Origin of the sequence: Pseudobacter sp., assembly GCF_051955275.1 — a bacterium.
GTDB lineage: Bacteria > Bacteroidota > Bacteroidia > Chitinophagales > Chitinophagaceae > Pseudobacter.
On the sequence record NZ_JBQCGW010000152.1, the window covers coordinates 1 to 12,924 of the forward strand.

Annotated in this window: 10 protein-coding genes and 1 tRNA gene; 3 read left to right on the top strand and 8 right to left on the bottom strand. The window is 45.1% G+C overall.

All coding sequences use genetic code 11. The features are described from left to right. Positions 1 to 376 precede the first annotated feature (376 nt). The 7 genes from ACTHMC_RS12920 to tgt all read right to left on the bottom strand — a co-directional run bounded on the left by ACTHMC_RS12920 (position 377) and on the right by tgt (position 7,853). A complete protein-coding gene (locus tag ACTHMC_RS12920; protein ID WP_440413562.1) occupies positions 377 to 1,288 on the bottom strand; it encodes an S-4TM family putative pore-forming effector in 912 nt (303 codons plus the stop codon). A gap of 1 nt (position 1,289) precedes the next feature. Further along, positions 1,290 to 2,291 (bottom strand): hypothetical protein, encoded by a 1,002-nt coding sequence (locus tag ACTHMC_RS12925; protein ID WP_440413563.1) that lies wholly within the window; start codon positions 2,289 to 2,291, stop codon positions 1,290 to 1,292. A gap of 725 nt (positions 2,292 to 3,016) precedes the next feature. Next, positions 3,017 to 3,090, bottom strand: a tRNA-Ala gene (locus tag ACTHMC_RS12930). A 125-nt stretch (positions 3,091 to 3,215) separates the two neighbouring features. Beyond that, entirely contained in the window at positions 3,216 to 3,743 is a 528-nt protein-coding gene (locus ACTHMC_RS12935; protein ID WP_440413564.1) for a YceI family protein, read from the bottom strand. A 289-nt stretch (positions 3,744 to 4,032) separates the two neighbouring features. Next, positions 4,033 to 5,358: a citrate (Si)-synthase, eukaryotic gene (locus ACTHMC_RS12940; protein ID WP_440413565.1), complete on the bottom strand. Its 1,326-nt coding sequence runs from the start codon at positions 5,356 to 5,358 to the stop codon at positions 4,033 to 4,035. 151 nt (positions 5,359 to 5,509) lie between these two features. After that, positions 5,510 to 6,610, bottom strand: coding sequence for an LptF/LptG family permease (locus ACTHMC_RS12945; RefSeq protein ID WP_440413566.1), 1,101 nt, complete (start codon positions 6,608 to 6,610; stop codon positions 5,510 to 5,512). A 103-nt stretch (positions 6,611 to 6,713) separates the two neighbouring features. After that, a complete protein-coding gene (gene tgt, locus ACTHMC_RS12950) occupies positions 6,714 to 7,853 on the bottom strand; it encodes a tRNA guanosine(34) transglycosylase Tgt (protein WP_440413567.1) in 1,140 nt (379 codons plus the stop codon). Positions 7,854 to 8,062: 209 nt separating this feature from the next. Here tgt and ACTHMC_RS12955 point away from each other — a divergent pair, with 209 nt between their 5' ends. The 3 genes from ACTHMC_RS12955 (at position 8,063) to ACTHMC_RS12965 (ending at position 10,545) form a co-directional block, all read left to right on the top strand. Beyond that, positions 8,063 to 9,196, top strand: coding sequence for a glycosyltransferase (locus ACTHMC_RS12955; RefSeq protein ID WP_440413569.1), 1,134 nt, complete (start codon positions 8,063 to 8,065; stop codon positions 9,194 to 9,196). After that, a complete protein-coding gene (rsmG, locus tag ACTHMC_RS12960) occupies positions 9,166 to 9,813 on the top strand; it encodes a 16S rRNA (guanine(527)-N(7))-methyltransferase RsmG (RefSeq protein WP_440413571.1) in 648 nt (215 codons plus the stop codon). Before ACTHMC_RS12955 ends, rsmG begins: the two co-directional genes overlap by 31 nt. Before the next feature lie 84 nt (positions 9,814 to 9,897). Continuing rightward, positions 9,898 to 10,545 carry a response regulator gene (locus tag ACTHMC_RS12965; protein ID WP_440413573.1) on the top strand — a complete coding sequence of 216 codons (648 nt, stop codon included), beginning with the start codon at positions 9,898 to 9,900 and terminating at the stop codon, positions 10,543 to 10,545. Between the two features lie 284 nt (positions 10,546 to 10,829). Here the strand turns inward: ACTHMC_RS12965 and ACTHMC_RS12970 are convergent, their stop codons facing one another. Beyond that, the gene (locus tag ACTHMC_RS12970) at positions 10,830 to 12,854 is read right to left on the bottom strand and encodes a M1 family metallopeptidase (RefSeq protein ID WP_440413574.1); all 2,025 of its coding nucleotides are present in this window, start codon (positions 12,852 to 12,854) and stop codon (positions 10,830 to 10,832) included. Positions 12,855 to 12,924 lie beyond the last annotated feature (70 nt).

Sequence of the window (12,924 nt, forward strand, 5' to 3'; positions counted from 1 at the left end):
TCAGGAGACCTAACTTGGTTTTGATTAACTTAGTTTCAGATTTCATGGTCTGACATTTTTGGGATTGATTGAAAGTGTGGTTACTTAAAATTAATCCCATTTGTCAGATCAAGTCTTAACTTCTACAAGTTATTGGTCGATTTGGAGGCTTTTGCCAGCCTGCCGGAATGACGGTTTTGCTTATAACCAGGCATTTATTCGGTTATGTGTATTCATTTTTATAGAATTATGCGTACAAAGCTTCCGATAATCCTGACACCAGGGCAATGGCTTCATCATCCTGTTCATCCGATAAATTCTTAAAGGCTTCTTCTTTTCTCACATCTTCACGTTTAATCTTGAGATGTTCTGAAATGATTGAGGTCTACATACTTTATTATGATTTAGATGTGCTACTACCTTCCTGAAGCAACCGTTCCACATATTCCGCATTTACGGTGTCCATAATCTTATTATATTTTTTCCGATAGACCTTCCAAAACCAATCTGGGATTGTTGCCGGACACCTTCTCAAAATGTAAATGATATCTTGAAACGCACGCAATTTTCCATCATCGATAGGCTTTCGCATTTCGATCGCTTTATTAATTTCTGCATTAAGCTTGTTTTCCGTACTTTTCTTACCATTCTTGTTGTCAATATGTTCAAACCACTCACGCAAACCAAGCGTATATGCTGAAAGGGAGGGTAACAAAATGGCGATTAAATAATCGGTTAAAGGAAGTTTCAAGTGGATCGAGTAGATAACTTGTATGGTAAACAATAATACCAAAGAGGTTATGAGAAAATAAATATACAATTGCCTTAAACGCCAATCCCAAACCACGTTTGCTCGTTGGCAAAGTAATACATCGTAAGGATGTGATATTCCTTCAATTTCTCTACCATACCAATGTGTGTCCGGAGAACCTTTATATCGATTGCTTAGTTCCACAATTTTTTCTGGACTTGGTTTATCGCCAACCAAAACGTTATTCCATGGAATTGAAAACAAATCTGTGTCAAATTTTTCTTGTAATTGAGCTCCAAGTTTTATCCACTTTTTTTCATTGTGGACAAGCCAGAACGCACAGAATGCCCAAATTGCTGACACGACTCCTAAACTTACTTTAACTTCCATCCGATATTTAGATGCAATTGAAAACGAGATAACAGGAAACAAAAATGTAATTGCATACGTAAAGAAGATTCGCCAATTGCGAACGCGCTTGGCAATACTATACTGTTTCTTGAAAGCTCTTTGTATAATAAGACTGTTCGGCTGTCCTTGTTTTATTGCTACTGACATATTAAATATATTTTGGAAATTCTGGACCAAAAATTTTACCCCATGCACCGATACATCCTTCGTGATCGTGATTGTTTTCCATTTCAATGGCCTGGAGCGCGATTTGGTAATCGGCCGCGGCCTTGATTGATATTGCGTACTTGTCACTCATACTGAGATTATTCAAGTCTGTCTTTAAGCCCTTAGGATCTAATATAATCTGATATACAGCCTGCGAAATATAATTGAATAGGCCTGGAATCACGCGGTCAGGCCATTGTTGGATACTTGTTGGGAGCTTTGCAAAATAATCAAGGCACATTGTTTCAAATAAATATGATTGCATAGCAGGCATGGTTTTACGGCGTTGCCAGTACTTAGAAAGTCGTAAGACTGGTAAAAGGTGACCGCTATGCTTCTGGTTTAAATCTGCAACTCTTTTCCTGTCAATTCTTGGGTCGGTCATCATCCATTCACCGTATCCATTGGGAATGAGATACCAGGTTTTGCCAAAGGAGTCCGCCACCGTCTGAAAGCAAGGCACGATATCGAAATTCCATGTGTAACTTTGTAGTTTCAAAGTACAGGCCTCAGCATTCCGATTAATGTTAGCTTTTTCATACTGAGGCACGTCGCTGAGCTTAGATACAAACCTGTTTATCACTTTCCTAGAGTTTAGCCGATTAGTATCTTCATGGCATAGCTGCCTTAAAAGCGGACTATTGTTGACATAAACTGGCAAGTTATTCCAGGGCTGCGTAGAATCATAATGACAGCCCGCACCATTGAGGCCAATCATATGATCAATATCATCAAGAGGAGGAATTTTTACTTTTCTATCAAAAGAACCATATTGTTGATTAAATGCCAAATGCAAGGGCAGGAAATCATCATCGTCAACAAAACCATTGACCTGCTCCAAGAGCCATTGACGACTACTTTTTGCTGTTTTGTTTTGAGTGGGGTCTATATTGGTGTATGATGCCTGAAATTCACGGAAAGCATCGTTAATGTTCAATGCCATAAACAGTAAGTTGGTTTTTTATCTTTTTGTTTCAACTCAATTCTATTTCCATTGAATGTACAGACAGGATTATAGCATCCGAAAGGATGTATAGACGACATTCAATTGACCGGGAAATTGATTGGGTAAGAAACAGGAATTAATTCAGTTCTGGAAAAGTGGCCGCACTTGGGGCCCATATTTTATGCCAAAAACAAGCAAAAATTGTACTTTCAGATATAAAGGATTGTAAACCATTTAAAATAGAAATTCTCCTTAGTTTCAATGACTGCGTCTTTGTCATTTTTCGTTCGTTTGAAGCCAAATTGACGTTGTTAAATGACAAATAAAAGAAAAAGCAACCCTCTTTGAAGAGCTGCTTTTTTCAAACATAAATGATTTTACCCTCAATACACCGCCAGCACAATTTCTTTTGACCGATCAGATCAAGAATGTGAACAAAGAAATGTCGAAAGTAATTTCGCAAAAGTCTAACCTGGATTATCTGATAAATGTATCACTACTAAAGCTCGAAAACCTCAGTGTTATCTGGGCTCCCAACGATCTTGAACGAAAAAGAGTGTTGCATAAAATAGTATTCCCGGATGGGTTTTACTATGATGCAGAAAAACACGAATGTCTAATTGATTTATCGCCGTAACCAATTGAAATAAGAAAGGAAAGAATGTAAATGAAAAAGCCCTGAAACTCTTTTCTGTAAAGACTTTCAAGGCTTTGATTTCTAGTGGAGAATACCGGAGTCGAACCGGTGACCTCTTGCATGCCATGCAAGCGCTCTAGCCAGCTGAGCTAATTCCCCTTTTTACCTGGCTGAATTCAGGAGTGCAAATATAGCAGCATGCCTCATTGCCACCAAATAAAAATAAAAAAGCCGAGGCAGTTTCCTGCACCGGCTCAACATCTATCTATTGAGAGCATTTACACTTACGCTTTTTTGATCGCTTCCACATTGATGTGGAGCTTCACTTCATCACTCACTACAATGCCACCTGTTTCTGTAACTGCGCTCCAGGTAAGACCGAAATCCTGACGATTGATCTTGCCCGATACTTCAAAACCCGCTACAGTATTTCCGTAAAAGTCTTTCTGAATGCCACCGTACTCAACATCCAGCACTACTGGTTTTGTTACGCCTTTGATGGTCAGGTTTCCTTTCACATCGTATTCACCACCACCCTGATTGATCAGTTCAGTGGATTCAAAACTCATGGTAGGGAATTTTTCAGCATCAAAGAAATCAGCTGATTTAAGGTGACCGTCCCTGCCTTCGTTATTCGTATCAATGCTGTTGATATCAACACTGAATTTGATTGAAGCATCACTGAAATCTTCTTTATCAGATTCAATGGTGCCTTCAAACGTTTTGAATTTTCCAGTTACAGTGGAAATCACCAGGTGCTTTACTTTGAAAGTAACTTCTGAGTGGTTAGTATCAATTGTCCATGTTGCCATAAAATCAAGTTTAGAATGTAAAATTAATGTTTAGACATCAATATGCAAAGAGTTTGCTTGATAATTAACAATGCAATAAGAATGAGCTCCTGAAAACTCCGGCTCTAAACCGCCAGAGCCCTTTCTGGCAGTGAGTTCCGATCTAAAGCTACCTAATGCGGATGGCCTTCCTCCTGCCAGGATCCCCCAGATTCCCCTGCCTCCTTCAGTACCAATGCGATAAAAAAAGCCCTGACCCGCAAGGGACCAGAGCTGCTTTTATATGATTTGAGGTAAAATGCTTCAGGAACTACTCGCCCCAGATCTCCGCCTCTCCTTTCAACCATTGTTTCACCAGGTCAGTGGTAACTGACTTCGGCCTTTCGATCGGCAATGCCAGTGCACGGTCCCAGATCAGGCTGCTCATCACACCCAGTGCGCGGCTTACGCCGAACAGCACGGTGTAGAACTCGTACTCCACCATACCGTAATGAACCAGCAGGGCTCCGCTGTGCGCATCCACGTTCGGCCAGGGGTTCTTGATCTTGCCCAGGCTCTGTAGGATGGGGGGAACTGCATCGTATACGTTCCAAACCGTTTGTACCAAAGGATCGTCGGCCAGGTGCTTCTTGCCGAAATCCATCTGCGCCGTGAAGCGTGGGTCCGTTTTGCGGAGTACGGCGTGTCCGTAACCAGGCACAACCTTTCCTTCGCTGAGGGTCTTCTTCACATATTCTTCGATCTGTTCTTTGGAAGGAGTTTCGGTTTTCAGCTCTTCACGCATTTCAAAGATCCATTTCACCACTTCCTGGTTAGCCAGGCCGTGCAAAGGACCTGCCAGGCCGTTCATACCGGCAGCAAAGCTCAGGTAAGGATCGCTGAGCGCGGAACCTACCAGGTGCGTAGTGTGTGCGGATACGTTACCACCTTCGTGGTCAGCGTGAATGGTCATGTACAAACGCATCAGCTCTTTGAAACTTTCATTCTCAAAGCCCAGCATATGTGCAAGGTTACCAGACCAGTCGAGCAGGCCATTAGGTTGGATATGCTGACTGTTCTTATATTTTCTTCTGTAGATATAAGCGGCAATACGGGGGAGACGGGCAATGAGATCCATTGCATCGTCGAAGATAGGCTCCCAGTAATCCTTCTTGTTGATACCCTCTGCATAACGCTTGGCGAAATTGCTTTCGGTCTGCAGCGCCATGATACCGGAAACGAACATGGTCATGGGGTGGGCAGTGATGGGGAGCGCATCGATGGCTGCAAACACGTGATTGGGCACATGTGAGCGGCGTTGCCATACGGATGAAATATGATGTACATCTTCTTCAGTGGGCAATTCTCCGATCAGCATCAGGTAGAATAATCCTTCCGGTAAAGGTTCGCTGCCGCCTTTGGCTTTGGGCAATTTCTGTTGCAGTTCAGGGATGGAATAACCACGGAAACGGATCCCTTCCTGGGCATCCAGCAATGATGTTTCACTCACCAGACCTGTAATACCACGCATCCCCTGGTAAACCTGCGACAGTTGTACTTCTCCGATCGTTTTTGAACCGTGTTCTTTCAGCAAATTCTTAACCTCTACGGCTGATTCATCTGCCTTCGCCTTGAACCTTTCCTTAAGAATACCCATGATGTAGAATAATTATATAAACAAGCAATATTTGTTTGAAAAATCGATGGCTAAAGTTATAACAAACCCGCTCAATAGAACAAAAATTGTTGCTTTGAGTTAGGACTTAAACCAATATTAATACTGATTTAATTGAATTCTCACCCCTTTCTTATTTAGGCGCCTTCTTGTGCAGCCAGATGGCAATACATGTAAAAATTATATTGGGGGTCCAGGCCGCCAGGATGGGCGGGAAGTTACTTTTAGTGGAAAAAGTAAGGGAGAATTTGTCCATCACCACAAAGATGGCGGCTGTAATAATGCCTACTGCCAGATTGAGCCCGCTGCCTCCACGGGTCTTCCGGCTGGCCACCGAAAACCCGATCAGCGTCAATACCAGCACGCTAAAGGGCGTGGCATCCCTGCGATATCTTTCAACCTTGAAATCGTTCAGCCCTTCCGTACCCCTTGCTGCCTCAGCCTGTATGAACGCGGAAAGCTGGGCCGTGGTCATTTTGTCCTTGAGGTATTTGTCCGGCTTGATCTCATTGGGCATTACGTTCAGTTTCACGATCATGGTATCCACCTTGCGGATCGTTTCTTTGATCCCATCGATATGCCGTTCTATGGCATTCTCTATCTGCCATCTCTTTTTAGCCGTATCCCAGCGGATATAATCAGCGCGTAGATTGTACACCAGCTGCGTGCCTTTGACGCGGTCCATAAAGAAGCCTCCATAGGCCATCTGGCGCTCTGTATTGTAATCACGGAAACCCGCAAAGGTTACAGAGTCTACTTTGAGATAATAGTTATTGCCGAGCTTGGCTTTCTCCCCCTGTTCGTAGGAGCTTTTACTGTCGATATAGGTAGCCTGAAAATTACCCCTGATAACGTTTGCCCTGGGGATCCAGAACTGGGTGGCTACCCAGAACAGTCCGCCGAGCATGAGCGCACCCACCATAAACGGCGCCAGTACCCGGTTGTAGCGGATACCACTGGCCAGCATGGCAATGATCTCAGAGCGCTGGGCCATCTTTGAAGTAAAGAAGATAACGGAGATGAACACCATGAGCGGGAAGATCATACTCATGATAAAAGGCACAAAACCAAAATAGTAATTGGTAACGATCTTCCAGGAACTGAGACCGCTCTTCACAAAATCATCCGCCTTTTCACTGGTATCTATCACTACTGCTATCACGCAAAAGATCAGCACCATGAATATGGTGGTAGTGAGGTATTTCTTGATTATGTACCAGTCTAATTTTTTCATACAAGGCCATTAAGGCATCGGCCGGGCAAATGTAGCAGAAAAACTGTGATCCTCAGAGCCCTGGATTCCTAAAACTATTGCAAATCAGGTTAGTTTTCTGCAATCAGAGCCTCTGCTGAAGCACCGGTACTATCCCGTTTTTCCAGCTGTTGAAGTCTCCCGCCAGGATATGCTTGCGGGCCTCGCCCACCAGCCAGAGGTAGAATGCCAGGTTATGCACACTTGCAATGGTCAGGCCAAGGATCTCCTTTGCCTTCATCAGGTGGCGGAGATAGGCCTTGCTATAGTAGTTACTTGTTTCAGCATCTATGCCATCGTCCAGCGGCGAGTAATCATGTTCCCATTTCTTGTTATCGATATTGATCACTCCTTTGGAGGTGAAAAGCATGGCGTTGCGGCCGTTACGCGTGGGCATCACACAATCGAACATATCAACGCCAAGCGCGATGCATTCCAGTATATTCCAGGGTGTTCCCACTCCCATCAGGTAACGGGGCTTTTGCACAGGGAGGTTCTCACAGCACAGCTGCGTGAACTCATACATCATATTGTCCGGTTCTCCAACGCTGAGTCCTCCGATAGCGTTGCCTGGTGCGTCTTTGGAGGCAGCATACTCGCAGCTGGCCTTACGCAGATCGGGGAAGGTACTGCCTTGTACAATAGGAAACAGGTTCTGCGTATATCCATACCTGTCAGGCGTATTATTGAAACGCTCGAAGCACCGGTCGAGCCACCTGTGCGTGAGGTGCATGCTCTTCTCTGCATATTTGTATTCACTCGGATAGGGCGGGCATTCATCAAATGCCATGATGATATCGCCGCCGATACTGCGCTGGATATCCATTACATTCTCGGGTGTGAACAGATGTTTCGATCCGTCTATATGGCTCTGAAACACCACGCCTTCTTCCGTGATCTTACGGCTGGATGCCAGGGAAAAAACCTGATAACCGCCACTGTCGGTCAGAATGGGCCTGTCCCACCCGTTGAATTTATGCAGGCCGCCTGCCTTCTCCAGGGTTTGCAAACCGGGCCGCAGATAGAGGTGATAGGTGTTTCCCAAAATGATCTGGGCCTGCACATCGGTTTTCAGTTGCTGCTGACTTACCGCTTTCACGCTGCCCACGGTACCCACGGGCATGAATATGGGGGTCAGGATCTCACCATGACCGGTGCTGATCCTGCCGGCCCTTGCTGCGGAATGCCCGTCTGTAGCCTGTAACTGGAATTGTAAACTCGCCATATATTTTGATAAATCGGGCTGCAAGATACGGATTACCGCCTGACCGGCAGGTGCTGAAAAGAGACCATGGTGATTGCGGTCAAATAACACACATTATAAAAATCTTTATTTTTCAACAGCTGTGGAAGCTAATTAGTATTGCTTTAAGGTGTTACCTTCTTATTTTCGCGCATTATTTTCTTTGCATTGGACCCTAAATTGCAACCTTCATGGAATCATTCTTGAAGAGCATAGACTGGTGGCTTATCCTGTTCTGTGCCTTTTGCGTAGTTGCTTTCGTTCAATTACTGTATTACTGGATCCTGTTCCGCAGGGTGGCCTGGTACCAGGCCCCTGTACGCGGCAATACGCAGACCCATCCCGTAAGTATCATCATTTGCGCCCGCGATGAAGCAGGCAATCTGGGCAGGAATCTCGCAGGGGTTCTTGTGCAGACCTATACCTCCACGCATGAAGTGATTGTAGTGAATCATAACAGCCAGGATGAAACGAGATTCCTGCTGGAAGAATTCAGGAAAACCTTCAAAAGCCTCAATGCCGTGAACCTCTCACAGGAGGCAAAAGGCATTTCCGGTAAAAAATACCCACTCTCCATAGGTATCAAGGAAGCGAAGCACGAAGTGCTGCTGCTGACCGATGCCGATTGCGTTCCTGCCTCAGAATACTGGGTGCAGAAGATGCAGGATGCCTACGGCCCCGGTATAGAAGTGATTCTCGGTTATGGTTCGTATTACAAACGTCCCGGCCTGCTGAACAGGCTGATCCGTTTTGAAACCTTCCATTCCGCGCTCCAGTATTTTTCGTTTGCGCTTGCAGGTATGCCTTATATGGGCGTGGGCAGAAACCTTTCCTATAAGAAAGGATTGTTCTTTTCCAATAAAGGTTTCTCTTCCCTGAATAATGTGCCTGGCGGTGATGACGACCTCTTCATCAATAAGGTGGCCACTCCTACCAATACAGCCATTGTGCTGGACCCGGAAGCGTTCACCCTGTCTGAGCCGAAGAAAACATGGGGACAATGGCTGCGTCAGAAGAACAGGCATTTCACTACCGGCAAGTACTACAAGCCGAAACATAAATTCTTCCTGGGATTGTACTCATTTACACATTTCCTGTTTTATCCATTGTTTGTGGTCAGCCTGATATGGTTCGACTGGCGGCTGGCGCTTGGCATCTTTGCGGTCCGCACCATCTCACAGGCCATCGTTTACTATAAGTCCATGTCCAGGCTGAATGAAAAGGACCTCTTTGCCTGGTGGTGGCTACTTGATATCTGGATGTTCATTTATTATTGCATCTTTGCTCCTGCATTATGGAAGAAGCCGAAAAAAAACTGGGCCTGATCACCAAATACTTTGGTGATTTCAACGAAACTCAATTGCAGCAGCTGGCTGCACTGGAAGGATTGTATGCTGAATGGAATGAGCAGATCAATGTGATCTCGCGCAAGGATATAGACAGGCTATATGAGAAACATGTACTTCATTCACTGGCCATCGCTGCAGCCTTTGAATTCCAGCCCGGCGCTAAAGTGGCAGACCTGGGCACCGGTGGCGGATTCCCCGGTATACCACTCGCTATATTTTATCCACAAGTGAAGTTTCACCTCACCGACAGCATCGGTAAAAAAATAAAAGTGGTGCAGGCCGTGGCCGAAGCCATTGGTTTGCAGAATGTAACGGCCCAACATACACGCCTTGAAGATCTGAAGGACCGCAAGTTCGATTTTATCGTATCAAGAGCGGTGGCGCCGTTGAAAGAGCTCTGGACCTGGAGTAAGCCATTGTTGAAGAAAGCAGCTCCTGGTGAGGGTGTAAAGCCCGGTCTGATCTGCCTCAAAGGAGGTGACCTGAGTATTGAAATTGCCGAAAGTGGTTGTAAACCACGGATTATGGAAGTGCATGAGATCTTCCGCGAAGAATATTTCAAAGAGAAATACCTCCTCTACGTACCTGTGTAGATTCCGCAACAGTTGAATTCCAGCCATCGAAAAACTACCACAAAGTGGTATTAAAAGTGTATCGAAAAGTTTGAAATTTGCTGAATGGACATTACAATTTGTATCGTTGATGATAATAAGGATATCCGATCCGCCCTTGAACAGATCATACTCATGTCTGAAGGGTACCGCCTCGTTGGTAGTGTAGGGTCGGCTGCAGAGGCACTTGATCAGATACCTAAATTGAAGCCTGATATTGTGCTCATGGATATTAACCTGGGCGAGGGTGAAAATGGCATAGATTGTGTACGTCATCTGAAGTCAGATTTCAAAGACATTCTGTTTATGATGTGTACGGTGTATGAAGATGATGAGAAGATATTTGAAGCATTGAGCGCAGGTGCAAGCGGTTATATATTGAAAAAGACAGCACCCCATAAATTGCTGGAAGCGATCCGCGAATTACAGGAAGGCGGTGCTCCGATGAGCAGTCAGATCGCAAGAAAAGTTGTAGCAGCCTTTCAGCATAAACAACCTACTACCACAGAAGCCCCGGAATCGTCCGCACTGAGTGTACTCTCGAACAGGGAAAAAGAAATACTGGAATTATTGGCGCGCGGCATGTTGTATAAAGAAATTGCCGCCAGTTTATTCATCAGCCAGGAAACAGTACGCAAGCACGTTTACCATATTTATGAGAAGCTGCATGTGAACAACAGAGTGGAAGCCATCAATAAATTCTTCGGCAGATAATCTTACCACAAAGTGGTATTGCAGTACCTGCAACATCCGTTTACCTTTGTTAACCTTCAGGTTAGAACTATCAGTAAAGTCACCATACGATATTGATCAGTTATGCTGATCGTACATTTTTTATCTGTGCAAGAAACCCGGGAATACAGAACATTAACCTTACCTTATCTTTAACCGGAACAGGCCGCCTCAAAAGGGTGGTCTGTTCTTTTATAAGACGGTTCGGTTTATATCAAAAAAAGCCGGCAACCTTAGGTTGCCGGCTCTGATCTATAATGTTACAACTACCATTTCATTTCCATCTTATTGTTTTTCCTGTCAATATCCGCTAACCTTTGCGTAGGATCAATTTCCAGGGAAGTGATCTCGTTCAGCGGTTTGTCTATCACCAGCTCATATGTGGTGTTGGCCCATTTCCAGGCATCGTAGGTTTTGAAAGATGCATTCTTATATTCATTCTCCTTTGTGCCAAACATAAGGTTCAGGGGAATATAAGCAAGCTGCTTGCTGCCGTCCTTGAAAGTGATCATCAGGTCGATTGGCATCGGGAAGAACCCGATACGTTTGAGGCGGATCCTGGTCTTGTTACCTTCACTCTGCGGCGTTTCAATGGCGTAGTTGATGGTCTTGGTGGTATTCACGTAATATTCGCGGTACCAGTCGAGCTGCATATTGCTTTCCTTTTCTGCAACACGGATGAAATCGTTCACATTGGGATGCTTGAACTTCCAGGTATTGTAGTACTCGTGGAGGATCTTATCACGAACGGGCGCTCCCACGATGTATCCCAGTTGCTCCAGGAAGATCTCACCTTTTGAGTAGGCGGCGATGCTGTAGGCAACATTGGATTCAAAGTGATCGGCATGTGTTGTGAGCGGCTCTTCCAGTTTGGATTTCACCAGGTAGAAGTAATTATCGTAGGCATCTGCATGCGGATTGGGATCTCCGTTGAAGATATCAGCGCGCTTGTAATTCTGATCAAGGCTCTTCTTACGTGGACCAGTACCCGAAGTTCCCTGATCCACCACAGATTTTGAAACACCTCTGTAATACTCTGACACCAGTGATTCTGCATAACTGGTGAAACCTTCGTCCATCCAGGCATACAGGGATTCGTTGGTGCCCAGTACGCCCTGGTACCAGTTGTGCATCCATTCATGGAATACAGTGCCCAGGCTGGAGCTTACCAGCAATGTGGCCATGGGATATTCCATGCCCCCGTCGCCACCATGGATGAAGGAATACTGTTTGTAAGGATAAGCACCGAAATTGGATTCTATGAATGGCAGTGCTGTTACTGCTGCATCAGCTACTGTGATCCATTTTCCTTCATATTCCTTCGCAAAATTCTCCAGTTTATTATCATAGAGTTTCAGTTTATTGGCTCCTGATACTTTATCAAACTGGGATTGAAGGAAAGCATTCTCATATTTGTACAGTACGTGAATGGTAGGGCCATTCTGGATCTGACGTGTGATATGCCTGTAGTTTGGATCGGCAGCCCACATGAAATCATGCACATTGGGAGCATTGAATTTCCAGGTGAGCGTTTTACCGGTGGGCGCTGCCACCCTGGTGCCTGGCGCTTCGTAACCATGACCGATCTGCTGTGCATTGAGCAGGTAACCGGTGCCGCCGATGGTATAATCCTTATCGATAGTAATGTTCACATCGAATTCTCCCCATACACCATAGAATTCCCTGGCGATATAAGGATCTGTATGCCAACCTTCATAATCGTATTCACAAAGTTTGGGATACCACTGGCTCATGGAATAGCGGACACCCGTATTCGGATTATCCCTTCCTGAGCGGCGTATCTGCAAAGGCACCTGCGACTCGAAGTTCATATCAAACACCACCTTGCTTTTGGGCAGGATGGGTTTGGCGGGGATCACTTCCAGCACGGTTTCGTGCATGATGAATTTCACAGCCTCACCATTCATGGTGAGCGTTTGGATCTTCTGGTATCCGATCTCATCGGGTTTGAGGTTGTTGATCCTGTCTTTCACACGACCATCCCAGTCGGGCTGCCCTGTAATGGAATTGGTGCCCAGTTCACGGCTTCGCACATCCATCTGGCTACCTGGCTGGAATGCATTCCAGTACAAATGATAAAAAACACGTTTGAGTGTATCAGGGGAATTGTTGGTGTACTCCAGTTTCTGTTTACCGTTGAACCTGTTGGTGGTAACATCCATATTGATGTCCATCGTGTACTTCACGCGTTGCTGCCATCTGTCCGCCTGCGCCATGGAACCGGCTGCAACACTGCATCCCATGATCCAAAGAAGAATGTGTTTTCGCATTATTTTCCTCAATTTAAAGTTGAAAATTCCCTTAAGCGAGGTAAGGTAGGCAAAAAAGCAAAATGATCAG